Annotated in this window: 17 protein-coding genes; 8 read left to right on the top strand and 9 right to left on the bottom strand. The window is 61.8% G+C overall.

The annotated features are described in order from the left end of the window. Positions 1-11 precede the first annotated feature (11 nt). Complete coding sequence (locus NEZ08_RS08725; protein WP_298106208.1) at positions 12-791, top strand: enoyl-CoA hydratase/isomerase family protein; 780 nt, start codon at positions 12-14, stop codon at positions 789-791. A 74-nt stretch (positions 792-865) separates the two neighbouring features. On the opposite strand, the gene NEZ08_RS08720 is transcribed toward NEZ08_RS08725, so the two are convergent. The 5 genes from NEZ08_RS08720 to NEZ08_RS08700 all read right to left on the bottom strand — a co-directional run bounded on the left by NEZ08_RS08720 (position 866) and on the right by NEZ08_RS08700 (position 6,132). Next, positions 866-1,585, bottom strand: coding sequence for a nitroreductase (locus NEZ08_RS08720; RefSeq protein ID WP_298106207.1), 720 nt, complete (start codon positions 1,583-1,585; stop codon positions 866-868). Positions 1,586-1,588: 3 nt separating this feature from the next. Then, positions 1,589-2,833: an acyl-CoA dehydrogenase gene (locus NEZ08_RS08715; protein WP_298106206.1), complete on the bottom strand. Its 1,245-nt coding sequence runs from the start codon at positions 2,831-2,833 to the stop codon at positions 1,589-1,591. 112 nt (positions 2,834-2,945) lie between these two features. After that, on the bottom strand, positions 2,946-4,193 hold the full coding sequence (locus NEZ08_RS08710) for an acyl-CoA dehydrogenase (RefSeq protein WP_298106205.1): 1,248 nt from the start codon (positions 4,191-4,193) through the stop codon (positions 2,946-2,948). 30 nt (positions 4,194-4,223) lie between these two features. Next, positions 4,224-5,351 (bottom strand): acyl-CoA dehydrogenase family protein, encoded by a 1,128-nt coding sequence (locus tag NEZ08_RS08705; protein ID WP_298106204.1) that lies wholly within the window; start codon positions 5,349-5,351, stop codon positions 4,224-4,226. Between the two features lie 22 nt (positions 5,352-5,373). Then, on the bottom strand, positions 5,374-6,132 hold the full coding sequence (locus tag NEZ08_RS08700; RefSeq protein ID WP_298106203.1) for an SDR family NAD(P)-dependent oxidoreductase: 759 nt from the start codon (positions 6,130-6,132) through the stop codon (positions 5,374-5,376). 154 nt (positions 6,133-6,286) lie between these two features. Between NEZ08_RS08700 and NEZ08_RS08695 the strand changes: the two genes are divergently transcribed. The 4 genes from NEZ08_RS08695 (at position 6,287) to NEZ08_RS08680 (ending at position 9,726) form a co-directional block, all read left to right on the top strand. Beyond that, the gene (locus tag NEZ08_RS08695) at positions 6,287-7,459 is read left to right on the top strand and encodes an acetyl-CoA C-acetyltransferase (protein WP_298106202.1); all 1,173 of its coding nucleotides are present in this window, start codon (positions 6,287-6,289) and stop codon (positions 7,457-7,459) included. 88 nt (positions 7,460-7,547) lie between these two features. Further along, the gene (locus NEZ08_RS08690; RefSeq protein WP_298106201.1) at positions 7,548-8,687 is read left to right on the top strand and encodes an alpha/beta fold hydrolase; all 1,140 of its coding nucleotides are present in this window, start codon (positions 7,548-7,550) and stop codon (positions 8,685-8,687) included. Positions 8,688-8,792: 105 nt separating this feature from the next. After that, entirely contained in the window at positions 8,793-9,104 is a 312-nt protein-coding gene (locus tag NEZ08_RS08685) for a hypothetical protein (RefSeq protein WP_298106200.1), read from the top strand. A 214-nt stretch (positions 9,105-9,318) separates the two neighbouring features. Next, positions 9,319-9,726, top strand: a complete 408-nt coding sequence (locus NEZ08_RS08680; RefSeq protein WP_298106199.1) for a hypothetical protein — start codon at positions 9,319-9,321, stop codon at positions 9,724-9,726. A gap of 71 nt (positions 9,727-9,797) precedes the next feature. Here the strand turns inward: NEZ08_RS08680 and NEZ08_RS08675 are convergent, their stop codons facing one another. Further along, complete coding sequence (locus tag NEZ08_RS08675) at positions 9,798-10,520, bottom strand: hypothetical protein (RefSeq protein ID WP_298106198.1); 723 nt, start codon at positions 10,518-10,520, stop codon at positions 9,798-9,800. Positions 10,521-10,673: 153 nt separating this feature from the next. Here NEZ08_RS08675 and mbfA point away from each other — a divergent pair, with 153 nt between their 5' ends. Together mbfA and NEZ08_RS08665 are read left to right on the top strand one after the other, a co-directional pair. Further along, positions 10,674-11,645, top strand: a complete 972-nt coding sequence (gene mbfA / locus NEZ08_RS08670) for an iron exporter MbfA (RefSeq protein ID WP_298106197.1) — start codon at positions 10,674-10,676, stop codon at positions 11,643-11,645. Between the two features lie 91 nt (positions 11,646-11,736). After that, positions 11,737-13,209 (top strand): amidase, encoded by a 1,473-nt coding sequence (locus tag NEZ08_RS08665; RefSeq protein WP_298106196.1) that lies wholly within the window; start codon positions 11,737-11,739, stop codon positions 13,207-13,209. Here NEZ08_RS08665 and NEZ08_RS08660 read toward each other — a convergent pair. Then, the gene (locus NEZ08_RS08660; protein ID WP_298106195.1) at positions 13,206-14,981 is read right to left on the bottom strand and encodes an acyl-CoA dehydrogenase family protein; all 1,776 of its coding nucleotides are present in this window, start codon (positions 14,979-14,981) and stop codon (positions 13,206-13,208) included. The genes NEZ08_RS08665 and NEZ08_RS08660 overlap by 4 nt on opposite strands. A 73-nt stretch (positions 14,982-15,054) precedes the next feature. On the opposite strand from NEZ08_RS08660, the gene NEZ08_RS08655 reads away from it, so the two are divergent. Further along, positions 15,055-15,756, top strand: a complete 702-nt coding sequence (locus tag NEZ08_RS08655) for an SDR family NAD(P)-dependent oxidoreductase (RefSeq protein WP_298106194.1) — start codon at positions 15,055-15,057, stop codon at positions 15,754-15,756. 108 nt (positions 15,757-15,864) lie between these two features. Here the strand turns inward: NEZ08_RS08655 and NEZ08_RS08650 are convergent, their stop codons facing one another. After that, positions 15,865-16,479: a GNAT family N-acetyltransferase gene (locus tag NEZ08_RS08650; RefSeq protein WP_298106193.1), complete on the bottom strand. Its 615-nt coding sequence runs from the start codon at positions 16,477-16,479 to the stop codon at positions 15,865-15,867. Positions 16,480-16,538: 59 nt separating this feature from the next. Then, positions 16,539-16,712 carry a DUF1127 domain-containing protein gene (locus NEZ08_RS08645; protein ID WP_298106192.1) on the bottom strand — a complete coding sequence of 58 codons (174 nt, stop codon included), beginning with the start codon at positions 16,710-16,712 and terminating at the stop codon, positions 16,539-16,541. Between the last annotated feature and the right edge of the window lie 114 nt (positions 16,713-16,826).

Below are 16,826 nucleotides of genomic sequence, written 5' to 3'. Positions count from 1 at the left end.
TGGAGAAAAGAATGTCGGAAAACGACGCAAGCCCACCCGTGCTGGAACGCCGAGGCGCACGTGCCACGATCCGCTTGAATCGACCGAGACACCTCAATCGCCTGCAAGCCGAGGACCTCGACGTGCTGCTGAAGCTGTTCGCGGAGGTCGAGACGGACCCTGCGCTTCGCGTTCTCGTGCTGACCGGCACCGGGCGCGCCTTCAGCGCCGGCTATGATCTCAATTCCGTTTCCGAGCGTGCCGTCAGCGACGTCGAACAGAAGAGTGCCGGCTCCGCCTTTGAGGTAGTGGTCAACCGTCTCGAGGATATCGGCATTCCGACGATCTGCCGGCTCAACGGCGGCGTCTATGGCGGATCGACCGACCTTGCGCTTGCCTGCGATTTCCGCATCGGTATCGACACCTGCGAAATGTTCATGCCGGCGGCAAGGCTCGGCCTGCATTATTACAAGAGCGGCATCGGACGTTACGTGGCGCGGCTCGGCCTCGACAACGCCAAGCGGCTGTTTCTGACCGCCGAGAAGATCGGCGCGGCCGAAATGCTGCGCATCGGCTATCTCACCGCGGTCGTGCCGCCTGAAGCGCTGGACGAGGAAGTCGACCGGCTTGCGAACGTCCTTGCCGGCAACGCGCCGATTGCGATGCGCGGCATGAAGCAGACAATGCATGAGATCTCGCGCGGCAAACTCGATGCAGAAGCGGCTGATCGCCGGGCGCGCGACAGCATGCGCGGCGAGGAGATTAAGGAAGGCATCAGGGCCTTTGCTGAAAAACGCCTGCCGAAGTTTTAAAGCACGCACGACGCGCGTGTCCCGGCTCTGGTGCGCATCATATGATGTTGCGCTGCGTCCCGGGAACGATGAGCCTATTCGTCCACAAACACCGCCGCATCCGCGATAGCCGCGCGCGAGGTGCGATAGCTATTGATGCGATGCTCATGATCGGCAAAGCCGAACGATATGCCGCAGACGACCCGCCGGTCGTCGCCGATCTTGAAATGACGCCGGATCAGGCCCGATTGATGCGCCAGTGCCGCCTGCGGAATAGTGCCAAGGCCGAGCGCCTGCGCCGCCAGCATGAAGTTGGAGACATATGCGCCACAATCAATGGCGCCATAGACACCGAGCGCTTCGTCGGTATGGATGATCGCGACATGCGGCGCGCCAAAGAAATTGAAATTCTCCAGTGCCTGCCGCGCGTAAGCGGCTCGATCGCCCCGCGGAATACCGAGCTTGTTGTAAAGCTGAAAGCCGCTTTCGCGCCGCCGCTCCAGGTAGACGCCGCGATACTCCCGCGGAAACGGAAAATCGCCGTCGTCCTTGCCGGAGCTCGCCGCCGCGTAGATCGCCTGCCGAAATCTTTCCTTGGCCTCGCCGCTGGCTATCACGACCTGCCAAGGCTGGCTGTTGCACCACGATGCCGTGCGCTGCGCCGCCTTCAAGACCCGCTCGATGAGCGGGCGCGGCACCGGATCAGGCTTGAAGGCGCGGCAGGAAAAGCGCTCATCCAGCAATTCCTCGAGAACGAGGATACGCTCCTCGATGCTGTGGCGGCCCCGGGGCAGACTCTTGGCGGTCGTTGACATACTTCAGCGTCCCCTGGTCGGGATTTGATTGAACGGCACATCCTTGTCGACGCGAATGTCCCCGGGCAGCCCCAGCACGCGTTCGGCGATGATGTTGCGCAGGATTTCGTCGGTGCCACCGGCGATCCGGACCGACGGCGAGGACAGCAGCATGGCCTGAAACTGGCCGGCGGCTTCGGCGGTCGCCGGATCATTCAGCATGCCGCTCGCGCCCTGCAGGTCCATGGCATAAGCCGCGATATCCTGCAGCATCGCCCCCGACACCAGCTTGCCGATCGAATTCTCCGGGCCGGGCCGGTCGCCTCTGGAGAGCGCTGAGACCGTCCGCATACTGGTATATTTGAGCCCGCTGTTCTTCACCGCCCATTGCGCGAGCTTCGAGCGTGTGGCGCGATCATCGATGGCAAGGCCATGTTCCGTGACGAGGTTGCAGCAGAATTCGAAGATTTCGTTGAAGCCGGTCGCAAGCCGCGCGCCGATCGACATCCGCTCGTTCATCAGCGTGGTCAGAGACACGTTCCAGCCGTCGCCGACGGCGCCTAGCCGCTGCGAATCGGGGATGCGAAGGTTCGTGAAAAACACTTCGTTGAATTCCTGCATGCCGTTGGCTTGCTTGATCGGCCTGACCTCGACGCCCGCGCTCTTCATGTCAATGAAGAACATGGTGAGCCCCTTGTGCTTGGGAACGGCCGGATCGGTGCGGGTGATGAGCAGGCCATAGTCGGCATAATGTGCGCCGGAGGTCCAGATTTTCTGGCCGTTGATGATCCAATGATCACCGTCGCGCTCGGCGCGGGTACGCAGGCCCGCGACATCGGAGCCGCCGGCGGGCTCGGAAAACAGCTGGCACCAGATTTCATCGCCCGAGGCGATCCTCGGCAAGTATCGCCGCTTGTCGGCCTCGCTGCCGAAGGCCATCAGCGTCGGCCCGCACATACCCTCGCCGATCTGGAAAGGGCTGGTGAGCTTGAAGTAGACGCCCTCTTCCTGCTGCCAGATTACGCGCTCAACGGCGGACGCGCCTCGCCCGCCATATTCCTTGGGCCAGTTCAGGCATACCCAGCCGCCCTCGGCCTTCTTCTTCTGCCAGGCCTTGGCGACCTCGACGATATCATGCTTCTGCAGCCTGATCCGGCCGAGCGAAGCCTTTGAGAGTTCGGCCTCGAATTCTTTCGGCGCGTTGGCCTCGATCCAAGCTCTCGCTTCGGCGCGGAAGGCCGCTTCCTGCGGACTGTCATCGAAGTTCATCGGTATCTTTCCCTGTCATTCCGGAGCGCCGGTCAGGGCTCGACTCGGAATCGCGATCCAAACTTCCCGATCCCGAGTCCGCGTGCTTCGCACGGATCCCGGAATAACGGCATCAGCTCCGTCCCTTGGTCGGGATCTGGTTGAACGGAATATCCTTGTCGACGCGGATGTCGCCGGGCAGACCCAGCACGCGCTCGGCTATGATGTTGCGCATGATCTCGTCGGTGCCGCCTTCGATGCGCGTGCCGGGCGCGCGCAGCAGCATGGCCTGGAACTTGCCCGCCGCTTCCGCATTCTCGGACCCGGAAAGCACGCCGGCTGCGCCCTGCAAATCCAGCGCGTAGGCCGATATATCCTGGATCATCGATCCCGCGACCAGCTTGCCGATCGAGTTTTCCGGTCCCGGCCGCTCGCCCCTCGACAGGGCCGATATCGCCCGCATGTTGGTGTATTTCAGCCCGCTGGCGCGCACCGCCCAGTAAGCGAGCCTGGCACGGACGCCGCGGTCCTCGATCGCAGGTCCCTCTTCCAGCATCAGGTTGCTGCAAAACTCGAACAGTTCCGGAAAGCCGGTCGCAATGCCGGCGCCGATCGACATGCGCTCGTTCATCAGCGTGGTCAACGAGACGTTCCAGCCGTCATTGACGGCGCCGAGCCGCTGCGAGTCGGGGATCTTCACGTCGGTGAAATAGACTTCGTTGAAGTCGGAATTGCCGTTGGCCTGCTTGATCGGCCTGATCTCGATGCCCGGGCTCTTCATGCTCAGGAAGAACATGGTGAGTCCCTTGTGCTTGGGGACGGCGGGATCGGTGCGCGTCAGCAGGATGCCGTAGTCGGAATAATGCGCGCCCGAGGTCCATATCTTCTGGCCGTTAATGACCCAGTCGTCGCCGCGTTTCTCGGCGCGCGTGCGCAAGCCTGCGACATCGGAGCCGCCGGCAGGCTCGGAAAACAACTGACACCAGATTTCCTCGCCCGCGGCGAGCGGCGGCAGGTAGCGGCGCTTATGCTCCTCGCTCGCGTAAGCCATCATGGTGGGGCCGCACATGCCGTGGCCGATGATGAAGGCGAAGGAGAGCTTGCCAAAGGCGCCTTCTTCCTGCTGCCAGATCACGCGCTCAATCGGCGAAGCGCCGCGGCCACCGTAATCCTTCGGCCAATGCAGGCAGGCCCAGCCGGCATCCGCCTTCTTCTTCTGCCAGGCCTTGGCGACGTCGAGAAAATTGGCGCCTTTGAGCACCGCACGGCCGAGCGAGGATTGTTTCAGTTCCTCTTCATATTGCCTCGGCGCGTTGGCTGATATCCAGGCCTTCGCCTTGGCGCGAAATTCGGCTTCCTGCGGGGTATCGTCGAAATTCATGCGTACGTTCTCATTATTGGTGGGCGTCCATCAGGCCGCATTCCGTTTCCGCATGCGATCGATCAACGCATCTTCCCAGTACGACAGCGATCCCAACGACAATGCGGTTGCGTTCGCACGCCGATAATAGAGATGGCAGTCGAACTCCCAGGTGAATCCCATGCCGCCATGGACCTGGATGTTGTTCTTCGCACAGTGCTGGAACGCCTGGGTGGCGCTGATCCGCGCGGCAGCGGCCGCTTCCGGCAGTTCTCCTGCGTTGGTTGAAAGCGCCCAGGCGCCGTAATAGCAATTGGAGCGCGCCAGCGTCGCCGAAACATACATGTCGGCCAGCATGTGCTTGATCGCCTGAAATGAGCCGATCGGCCGTCCGAAGGCGATACGATCGAGCGCGTAATCGCGGCCCATTTCGAGCGCACGGTCGGCACCGCCGACCTGCTCAAAGGCAAGAAGGACCGCGGCACGATCCAGCACCTGCGCGACGATGCTCCAGCCTTCGCCCGCCGAGCCGAGCGGCTCGGCCTTGCAGTTCTTGAAGACAATTTCGGCCTGTCCGTGCGACGGATCGATGTTGCCGAGCGCCTTGGCTGCGACGCCGTCGGCTTTCATGTCGACCAAAAAAAGCGAAATGTCGGTGTCACGGCCGCTGGAGCCGGTACGCGCGGCAACCACCGCAAAATCGGCGATCGCGGCGTCGGGTACCGGCTTCTTCGTGCCATCAAGCGCGCCGTTGGAAGCGGCAAGCTTTATCGATTGCGGCGACGGATTGCCTCTGCCTTCGAACAACGCGAGCGTCCCGATGGCTTCACCGGAGGCAATCAGTGGCAGCCATTTCTGCTTCTGCGCCTCGCTGCCGGCAATCAGCAGCGCTTCGGCGGCGAGATAGACCGTCGAGGAAAACGGCACAGGCGCGAGTGCGCGGCCCATCTCTTCGGCGATCACGCAAAGCTCGAGATGCCCGGCACCAGTGCCGCCATAACTTTCCGGAATCGCAACGCCGAGAAATCCCATCTCGGCCAACCCCTTCCACAACTCCCGGTCATACGGCGCGCTGCCTTCAATGACGGCGCGCACAGCCTTTGGCGGGCATTTTTCGGCGAGAAATTTCCGCGCCGTATCGCGCAGCTGCTTCTGCTCGTCAGAAAAATCGAAATTCATGCCGTTACTCCCCGATGCGAGGTCATCGCGGCGCCATGCGGATCGCGCCGTCGAGGCGTATCGTCTCGCCGTTGAGCATCGCGTTCTCGACGATGTGAACGGCGAGATTGCCGTATTCCGAAGCGTCTCCGAGGCGCGCCGGATGGGGGACCTGCGCGCCGAGACTTTGCCGCGCCTCCTCGCTGAGGCCCATCAACAGCGGCGTGAAGAACAGGCCGGGCGCGATGGTATTGACGCGAATTTTGTGCTGCGCAAGATCGCGCGCGGCCGGCAGCGTCAGCCCGACCACGCCGCCCTTGGACGCCGAATAGGCTATCTGGCCGATCTGACCTTCATAGGCCGCGACGCTTGCGGTATTGATGATGACGCCACGCTCTTCGCCCACCGGGTCGTCGGTCAAAAGCCGCTCCGCGAACAGCCGCAGCACATTGAAGGTTCCGATCAGGTTGACGTTGATGACGCGCGCGAACTTGGCGAGCGGGTAAACGCCGTTCTTGCCGACGATGCGCTGCGATCCGCCGATACCGGCGCAGTTCACCAGCACCCGTGCGATACCGTGCGCGGCTTCCGCCTTCGCGATGGCCGCCTTGACCTGTTCCTCGTCGGTCACATCGGCTACCACCGCAATACCTTTGACCTCGGCGGCAACCTTCTCCGCGTTCTCACCGCTTTGGTCGAGCACCGCGACTTTGGCGCCTTTGGCCGCCATCGCGCGCGCGGTTGCAGCGCCAAGGCCGGAACCGCCGCCGGTGATCAAGACTGCAACGTCCTTCAACTGCATGATGGCTTCTCTCCCGATTGTTCATTGTTGCATCCACGCTAACCCCATGGCGCGGGCAGCCTCAAGTCTTAATTGATTGACTAAATCCAACGGCGTCATTCTAATTCGTGCGATCAACCAGAAATTCCGCTCAACAAAATTAGGGAGAACGCCTATGGCCGAAGCCTATATCGTCGCCGCCGCGCGCACCGCTGGAGGCCGCAAGGGGGGCCGACTTGCCGGCTGGCATCCGGCCGATCTCGCCGCTGCCGTGCTCGACGCGCTGGTGGAGCGCTCAGGCGCGGCACCGGACCAGATCGAAGACGTGATCATGGGCTGCGTCATGCAGGTGGGCGAGCAATCCAACAATATTGCGCGCAACGCCATCATGGCTTCCAAGCTGCCGGAGAGCGTGCCGGGAACATCGATCGACCGGCAATGCGGGTCCTCGCAACAGGCGCTGCACTTTGCCGCACAGGCGGTCATGTCGGGGAGCATGGACGTCGTGATCGCTGCCGGCGTCGAGGCGATGACCCGGGTGCCGATGGGCCTTGCGTCACAACTGCCGGCGAAAAACGGCTTCGGTCACTACAAAAGTCCGAAGATCGAACAGCGCTACCCGAACATCGTGTTCAGCCAGTTTACCGGCGCAGAAATGATGGCCGAGAAATACGGCCTCTCCAAAGACGAAATGGATGAATATTCGTATCAGAGCCATCAGCGCGCGATCGCCGCAACGCAAGGCGGCCTGTTCAAGGACGAGATTGTCCCGCTGCCGATCACCCGCGCCGACGGTTCAAAGGACATTCATTCTGTCGATGAGGGAATTCGCTTCGACGTCAGCCTGGACGGCATCAGAAACGTCAAGCTGATCGCGGAAAATGGCAAGCTGACGGCGGCCTCTGCCAGCCAGATCTGCGACGGCGCTTCCGGCGTGATGGTCGTCAACGAGAAGGGGCTGAAATCGCTCGGGATCGAACCGATGGCGCGGGTCCATCACATGACCATGATGGGCGGCGATCCGGTGATCATGCTCGACGCGCCGCTGCATGCAACAGAACGCGCGCTGAAGAAAGCGGGCATGAAGGTCGACGACATCGACCTGTTCGAGGTGAACGAGGCCTTTGCCTCGGTGCCGACGGCGTGGTTGAAGACCACCGGCGCCGATCCGGAACGCCTCAACGTCAACGGCGGCGCCATTGCGCTCGGTCATCCCTTGGGCGGCTCCGGCACCAAACTGATGACGACGCTGGTCAACGCGCTCAAGCAGCGCAACAAGCGCTATGGATTGCAGACCATGTGCGAGGGCGGCGGCATGGCCAACGTCACTATCGTGGAGCGGCTGTAGGTTCGAAGCTTCACATCCATTTGCACCAGCCTCATCCCAAGGCGCGCGCGTTTAGCGCGCGCCTCCTCGCCATGAGGAGCAGGACTTCATGACGCTCCCCGACATCCCGCTCCCCGCGGGCATCCGCCCGCGCTTCGTCGAGAGGATCAATGGCCTCACCATGCATGTGCTGGAGGCTGGGTTTGAGAGTAAAGGCCGCCCTTGCGTGCTGCTCCTGCATGGTTTTCCGGAACTCGCCTATAGCTGGCGCAAGGTAATGCCGGCCTTAGCCGAGGCCGGCTATCACGTCATCGCGCCGGACCAGCGCGGCTATGGCCGCACCATCGGCTGCGACGCAAGCTATGACTCCACCCTCATGCCGTTCCGCCTTACCAACCTCGTCCGTGACGCACTCGGCATTGTCGCCGCATTCGGTCATCGTTCGGTTGCGGCGGTGGTCGGACACGATTTCGGCAGTTCGGTCGCAGCCTGGTGCGGTGTGATCCGGCCGGACGTGTTCCGGTCGGTGGTCCTGATGAGTGCGCCGTTCGCAGGCCCGCCGCAAATGGCCTTCAATACCGCGGATGAACCGCTACCGCCAAAGCGCGTCGATCCGGTGCATCACGAACTTGCCGCGCTGCCGCGCCCGCGCAAGCATTATCACTGGTACTATTCGACGCGCGAGGCAAATGACGATATGTGGCGTGCGCCCCAAGGCGTGCATGACTTCCTGCGCGCCTACTATCATCACAAGAGCGCGGACTGGAAAGGCAACAAGCCTCATCCCCTCAAATCCTGGTCGGCCGGTGAACTCGCCAAACTGCCGACCTACTACGTGATGGATCTGGCGAGAACGATGGCGGAGACAGTCGCCGAAGAAATGCCGCCGAGCGAAGCGATCGCGGCCAACACCTGGCTTCCCGACCACGAACTTGCGGTCTACAGCGCCGAATATCGGCGCACCGGATTCCAGGGTGGCCTGCAATGGTACCGCTGCGGCACCTCCGGCGCCTTCACCGCGGAGCTCGAAACCTGGTCGGGCAAGAGCATCGACGTGCCCTCCTGTTTCATCTCGGGCAAACAGGACTGGGGCACCTATCAGCGTCCCGGAGTGTTCGAGGCGATGCAGAGGACGGCCTGCACGCGAATGACCAGCGTTCATCTCGTCGAGGACGCCGGACATTGGGTGCAGCAGGAACAACCCGGCGAAGTCAGCCGCCTGTTGCTGCAATTTATGCAGGCCGCCTAGATACGCGTTCCTGCTCTCCAGCTCCGGGAAGGCTGGAACAATCATGGGTTCCGCTGCGTTGGCTGCCGATGGGTGATCTACCCGCATCTGATTTGGAGGAAATAAATGGAGAAGAGAATCGCTGGACTTCTGGGCGCCGTGGCGACGCTCGGGGCGATGACGGCAGTTCAGGCCGCACCAACACCGCAAGCCCCGACCGGCACCTTGAAAGCCAATTCGTTTGCTGAGTTGTTAGAACCGATTCCAAACGCCGCCGCCACGCTGCGGGCAGTCGACGAGCAGACCGGCCCGTCAGCGGCAGGCAACGTCGAGCTCGCGCAATACTACTATCATCACCATCATCACCATCATTTCTGGCGGCGCTGGCACCACCATCATCACCATCACCATTGGTACCGCCGCGGCTATTATTATTGAGCGGCGGAATGAGGAAGCTGGACAGGACCCCTTGGGGGTCCTGTCTTTTATAGCAGATCACTGGCCCCTCAGCGCAGAGTGCAGGCCGTCCGACATCGTGCTGCGGTACGTGAAACGTTCGCTTTTGCTTGAATGGGGCGTAGTTTTGTCATAGATGCCTTCTATGATGGCCATTGCCGGCTGCGGCATCCTGATTTGCTATCAAGGAGGTAGAATGGAAAAGAAGATCGCTGGACTATTGGGAGCGGTAGCGGCGCTCGGCGCGGTGAACGCGAGCCACGCGGCGCCGATACGGGCTGCGACCGCCAATGAAATCTTGACGGCGAATTCCTTTGCAGAATTGCTCGAGCCGATTCCGAATGCCGCAGCGCTGCTGAAAGTCGTCGATGAAGCGACGCCAGATCCTTCAACAGAAGCACACGTCCAGCCTGCTCAGTACTATTATCACCATCACCATCATCACCACCATCATCATCACTACTATCCAGGCTATTACGGCTACCAGCCGTATGGCTATGGATATGGCGGGGTGGTCGTCGCGCCAGGGTATCGCCGATATTACCACCATCACCATCATCACCATCATCACCATCACCACAGCTTTTACCCGCGCAACTGGTGAGGCGCGCGTCACGAGCAAGAGGGACCCTTGATGCCTCAATGGCTTCTGGGTCCCTTTTTTGTGGCACGATTTTATCCCTGGCGGGCTTTCTCCTTGGCCGCACGATGAAGGTGCCGATAGGTACCATCGAACACGGTATCGGTTGACGAAGTCCATTCGGTTCCAGCCGAGAGGGTGGGCCGGCTGTTGTAGATGCGGCGCGACTGAAGCTCGCGCTCGGCGAATTCCTCCTCGTTCATCGGCTCCAGTTCAAAATTGGCTTCCTCCGGAATGACGATGATCTGCCCGAATGGCTCGCCGCGCCGAAAAATGTGCGTGCGACCTTCATCCGGCGACTTGAACACGCAAAAGAACATCATCGGCCACCAGTTGCGGATCAATGCAGGCACGGCGATCGGAACGGTGCCGGTTCGATCGTTGTAGAAGCGCGGATGCGGCTCGGTGCGAATCGCCATGCCTTTCTCGACCTTGAGGTCGAGCAGGATCTGATAGGTGTAAAAGTCATCGCCGAAATTCCGGAACGGCGGCCAGTTCGCTCCGCTGTCGGGCGGCTCGCCCCAGTCGCTCTCCAGGATCAGGCGACCGTCTTTGGTGCTGACATGGAGTTCATTGTCATAAGGATAGAATAATTCGATTCCATACTGCGCTCCTTCTGAAAACGGAACGCAATGCCAGACCTGCTCGCGGGAGCCATTGGCGCGGGGTTCGCGCTTGCCGGCCCAGCCGGGGATCTCGAGCTTGGTGCGCCGCGGCGCCAGGCGCGGATCGTTCAAGCGGTATTTGACAGTTTTCATGATGGCTCCCCTCGCAAATCCTCTAAAAGCCCGAACGGCCCGGACTTCGTTCAGTTCCCTTCACACAGGCGCCTGGAACCTGCGAATTGACCTAATTGGAGACGGCGACTATATCGTTTTAGAATAGTTCTAAATCAATCAAAAGGCCAACCCGTGAAGAAGTTCGCCGATTTGACCGAACGCGAGGTGCTGGCGGTCGCAATCGCTGCCGAAGAAGAAGACAGTCGCATCTACATGAGCTTCGCGGAAGATCTCGCGGAGCGCTATCCGGATTCGGCAAAGCTGTTCGAACAGATGGCGGAGGAGGAAAAAGGCCATCGTCACATGCTGCTCGAAATGTACGAGAAGCGCTTTGGCCAAAATCTGCCGCCGATCCGCCGCGACAACGTCAAGGGGTTCCTGCGCCGGCGTCCGATCTGGCTGACCAAGAATTTATCCCTCGATGCCATCCGCAAGGAAGCGGCGACGATGGAGTTCGAGGCCGAGCGCTTCTACATCAAGGCCGCCGAGCAGACCCAGGACGTCGGCGTCCGCCGCTTGCTGTCGGATCTGGCAGAAGCCGAGAAAAGCCATGAGCATACCGCGGCAAAGCTCACCGACCAGCTTCTCACCCCTGACGTGCGCGCCGAAGAAGACAGAACGCGCCGCCGCATGTTCGTCCTGCAATATGTACAGCCGGGCCTTGCAGGGCTGATGGATGGATCGGTGTCGACGCTGGCACCGCTCTTTGCCGCAGCTTTCGCCACGCATCAGAATTGGCAGACGTTTCTCGTTGGCCTTGCCGCATCGATCGGCGCCGGCATCAGCATGGGCTTTGCCGAAGCCTTGTCCGACGATGGTTCGCTCACCGGCCGCGGTTCGCCCTGGCTGCGCGGCCTGACTTGCGGATTCATGACGGCGCTCGGAGGCCTTGGTCATAGTTTGCCCTATCTGGTGCCTGACCGCCTGGCCAACGCGTTCTGGATTGCGACTGCGATTGCGAGCGCAGTCGTCTTCTTCGAACTCTGGGCGATCGCCTATATCCGGGCGCGCTATATGGACACGCCCTTCCTTCAGGCCGTGTTCCAGATCGTGCTCGGTGGCGTCATCGTGCTCGGCGTCGGTATTCTCATCGGCGCTTCGTAAACTTACAAGCCAACAGCAAGGACGGTCTAGCGACCGTCATTTCGGGCGCGCATATTCTCCGCTGGTACGACACCAGACCGGAAGGACGGACGTGGCGAAATCGCAATGGAGCTTTGAGACCGCCATCGGATTATCGAAGGCGCTGGCGAAAAAGGAGATTTCCGCGATCGAACTGGCGGAACACGCGATCGCGCGCATCGAACGCCATGACGCGAAGATCAATGCGGTCTGCGTTCGCGATTTTGAGCGGGCGCGCGATGCGGCACATGCGGCCGACACAGCACGGGCGCGGGGCGAGAACAAACCGCTGCTTGGTATTCCGCTCACGGTGAAGGAATCCTACAACGTTGCGGGGCTGCCGACGACATGGGGCATTCCGGCGCAAAAGGATTTTCATCCCCAGGAAGACGCGCTTTCGATCACCCGCGTCAGGGACGCCGGCGGCGTCATCCTGGCCAAGACCAATGTGCCGCTCGGGCTTGGCGATTGGCAGAGCTACAACGACATCTACGGCACCACCAACAATCCTTACGACCTGACCCGCACGCCCGGCGGCTCTTCCGGCGGATCGGCGGCGGCACTCGCCGCCGGCTATGGGCCGCTGTCGCTCGGCTCGGACATCGGCGGCTCGCTGCGCGTGCCGGCGTTTCACTGTGGCATCTATGCGCACAAGCCGACCTTTGCTCTGGTGGCAAGCCGCGGCCACACGCCGCCGCCATTCCCGCCCTTGCCGATCGACCGCGACATGGCCGTGATCGGGCCGATGGCGCGGTGCGCTGCGGACCTCTCGCTGTTGCTCGACGTGATCGCCGGACCCGATCCGCTGGAAGCCGGCAAGGCCTTCCGGTTATCGTTGCCGCCATCGCGGCATGATGCGCTGAAGAACTTCAGGGTGCTGGTGATCGACAGCGATCCCGTGCTGCCGACCTGCACTGTGGTGCGCGCGGCGATCGAAAAGCTGACGAACGATCTCGGTAAATCCGGCGCCACTATTGCGCGCCAAAGCCCGTTATGGCCGGACTTTGCCGCGACTTCGCGTCTTTATATGCGGATGCTGCTGTCTTTCCTCGCAGTCGGCTTGCCCTCGGAGATCTATGCCAGCGCGGTGGCGGCGGCGGCCGGTCTGCCTGCGGAGGCAACCAGCCTGCAAGCCGAGCGGCTGCGCGGCGTTGCGCTCAGCCATCGCGATTGGCTGCTGGCCGAAGGCGAGCGCGCGCAGCTGAGGGCGCAATGGCGCAGTTTGTTCGAAAGCTTTGATGCGGTGATCTGCCCGATCATGCCGACCCCGGCCTTTCCGCACGATCACTCGCCGGAGCAGGAACAGCGCCGCATCAATATCGACGGCAAGGATTATGCCTATACCGATCAACTTGCATGGCCTGGCGTTGCAACGCTGCCCGGCCTGCCCGCGACCCAGATCCCGCTCGGCCTATCGCCTGATGGCCTCCCGATCGGCGTCCAGATCGTTGGCCCGTGGCTGGAAGACCGCACGCCGCTAAGGCTCGCTGAGTTGATCGAGCGGGAGTTCGGCGGATTCACTCCGCCGCCGGCTTTCGACGACTAGGCGACGAGCTTGCCGGCTTCTTCCATGCCGACCGCGCGCTCTCCGAGCAAAAGCTGGGTAATCGCGCGCTGCCGGCCTGGCTCGGCCAGATCGAACGGATCGCCGGACGAGAGCCGGTGATCGATGACAAGCCGCGAGAGCAGCAAGCGTCGCGCATCGCCGCGCATCTGGTGAATGCGATGAGCTTCCCACGCCAGCACTACAGCGCTTGCGACATGATAGAGAAGACTGGTAGCGCGGCGCGCTTCGGCCTCGTTCTCGCTCCGGCCTGCAACCTCGCGGGCAAAGCCGACAGCACGGTCCGTCAAGCTGTGCAGGCGGTCACGCCATTTGCCTGGTACGGCCGCGCTGTCATCGAGCTTTGCGTGCAAATCAGCCGCTAGCGCCGCATCAGCGCCATGGCGGCCCACTGCCCGCGTCAGCGCGTCGATTGCAACGATATTGCCGGTGCCCTCCCAGATCGAGCCAAGATGGGCGTCGCGCAACAGCCGGGCGGTGGCGAATTCCTCAATGTAGCCAATCCCGCCGCGCATCTCCATCGCGTCGCCACAGACTTTGCGCGCATCGCGCGTGGCACGAAATTTCAATGTGGGCGTAAGAATGCGCAACAGGGCGGCGGCGTCCTGGCTGCCGGCCTCGGCCCGGTCGAGCGCGTCGGCGGTCAGAAAGCTCATCGATAGCGCCTGCTCGGTCGCCAGCGTGATCTTCATCAATTGCCGCTGAGCCAGCGGCAGATCTACGATTCGGCGGCCGAACACGACGCGATTCTTCGCGACAGCCATCGCATCGTGCCAGGCGCGACGCATCAGCGCGGTCGACTTCACGCCGTTGGAGAGTCGCGAGGAATTGACCATCTCGGCCATCTGCACGAAGCCGCGATCGAGCTTTCCGACGGCATAGGCGATCGCGCCCTCGAGTTTGATCTCGCCAGACGCCATCGAGCGGGTGCCGAGCTTGTCCTTCAAGCGCACGATCCGATAATGATTGGGCGAGCCGTCATCGAGCGTGCGCGGCATCAGGAACAAGCCGACGCCGCGCGTGCCCGGGCCTGCGCCTTCCGGGCGTGCCAGCAGCATCACGACCTTGGCGTCGGCGTTCGAGCAGAACCATTTCTCGCCATAGAGCCGCCAGTGATCGCCCTCCTCGACTGCGGTCGTGGTCAGCGTACCGACATCGGAGCCACCTTCCTTTTCGGTCATGAACTGGCCGCCCTGCGTCAGCCTGCTCATATCGGTTTGGGTGAGGCCATCGAGATATTTAGCTTTCAGCGCCTCGCTGCCGAAATTGGCGAGCAGCTTGGCGCAGCCGTCGGTGACGTTGATCGGGCAACCAAGGCCGAACTCGGCCTGGTTGAACAGAAACGTAAAGGCGTGCTTGGCGGCGACGGGATATTTGTCGGGCCAGCCGAGGATACCCTTACGGATCGACATCGCATGAATGCCAAATTCGCTGAAGGCGGCGCGCTCAAGCTCGCGATAAGCCGGGTGATATTCGATCCATTGCATGTCGCGACCAAAGCGATCGCGCTGATGCAATAACGGCACATGGCGGTCTGCTAGCCTGGCGCATTCATCGAGGTGGCCGCCCGCAAGGTGTCCAAGCCGGTCGAGATGCGGCTCGATATGCCGAAATAACGTGTCAGGCAGATGGATGCGCAGCAGATCGGAAAGCGCCGGATCGGCGCGGTAGAAGTTCATGCCCGAGGTGTCCGGCGCCAACAGCTCTGGCCGAGGGTCTGAAGTCGCAAGACGATTTTGCGGATGCGGCTGCATTGAATTCCCCTGGCCGGTTCCTCATCTCTTTGAGACGAACTATCGCACATCCCTAGTGGTCAAGGAACAACCGATGGAAATGCCAACATACAAGAATGCTCTGATCGTCGGGGCCGGCGAAGGCCTGAGCGCCTCGCTGGCGAGGCTGTTCGCGCACGAAGGTATTCGCGTGGCGCTGGCGGCCCGCAGCATCGAAAAGCTCGGCGCGCTCTGCGCCGAGACCAAGGCGCGCGCCTATGCCTGCAACGCCGCCGAACCCGATGACGTCGAGCGCTTGTTCGGTCTTGTCGAGCGTGAGATCGGAACACCTGATCTCGTCGTCTACAATGCCGGCGCGCGGGCACGCGGTCCACTGATCGATCTCGTGCCGGCCGACGTCGCCCAGGCGATTGCGGTCAGCGCATTTGGCGGCTTCCTGGTGGCGCAGCAGGCCGCAAAGCGCATGCTGCCGAACAGGCATGGCGCCATCCTGTTCACCGGGGCGTCCGCCAGCGTGAAGGGCTACGCCCAATCGGCGTCCTTTGCGATGGGAAAATTTGCGCTACGCGGGCTCGCGCAAAGCATGGCACGCGAATTGTCACCGCAAGGCATTCACGTCGCGCATTTTGTCATCGATGGCGGAATTCGCAGCGCCGCACGAACCGAACCCGCCGATCGACCGGATTCGTTTCTCGATCCGGACGCGATCGCGCTGAGCTACTGGAACGTGCTGCAACAGCCGCGGAGCGCCTGGACCTGGGAGGTGGAATTGCGGCCCTGGGTGGAGAAGTTTTGAGGTGGAGCTTTAGGCCTTCCCTTGTCGTCATTCCGTCCTCGCATTTTCACCACCACCCCCGAACGACGATTGTTTCGCTACGAGCGCAATGACCACGGGTCGAACGACTCACACCGTCGCCTCCAGCGCTCGTCGCTCGCATAGATGCCGCCGGCTTGCGCAGGGGATATCTCGACGGAGCGGATCGATCGGCTTTTCGAAGCGCGCGAGCCTCCAGTCGTCGGGATGGCGTGTGAAGGCGTAGCCGGACTTACGCGCGAGCGCGATCATCGCCTCGTTGGAACGCAGCGTATCGCCGAACACGCGATGTGCACTCATGGCTGCCGCCCGGCACTCCAGGTTGCGGAGCAGCGCCGAACCGATGCCTTGGCCCTGCCAGCGATCATCGATGGAGATGCCGAACTCGAAATTGCCGGTCTCAGCTTCAAAGCCAGAGCGCGCCTCGCCGACGATCCTCTCGCGATCATCGACCATCATCGCCGCGGTCACGGTGAACCGGCCGTTCTCGCCGGCGCTAACGAAATGATCGAGCTGGCTGGCCGGCAATTCACTGATCGCGCCGAGAAACCGATTGTAGCGCGAGCGGGCCGAAAGCTGCCGGAAGTAACGCTGCAGCGCCTCCGCGTCGTCGGACGCGACAAGGCGCACACAGAGGGTCTTGCCATCGCGCAATCTCACGTTTTCGGTGCAACGCGAACGATCGAAGAGATGGACCAGGCTCAAGGCGATCTCCCTCGAACTCGAAATTCGCGACCGGGTTCCCTTAATCGAGAAGACGTCGCCTACGGGCGCCAGAACGGCTTCCCGGCCTCGCGGACGACATCGCTCCAGGACAATCCGACGTCGTGCAGGTCGCGATCCGACCAGCGGGTCAGTTCGTCGCGCTGCCGCCAGCGGGTCAGCCATACCTGAAACTGGCGGCCGATCGCGGCGCCAAATTCATGAGTATTTGTCATATCATTGCCAGCGCAAAGGGACATCTCGCCCTCCATGCATTGTACGTCTTTGTGCAAAAATATCTTAGAATTCGCAGTTGTAACAAACGACACTTTGAGCCACGATATATGATA

The organism is Bradyrhizobium sp. (genome assembly GCF_027451485.1).
Classification (GTDB): Bacteria; Pseudomonadota; Alphaproteobacteria; order Rhizobiales; family Xanthobacteraceae; genus Bradyrhizobium.
The sequence above is the reverse complement of the archived record's forward strand: the minus strand, read 5'-3'. Positions and strand labels throughout refer to the sequence as shown.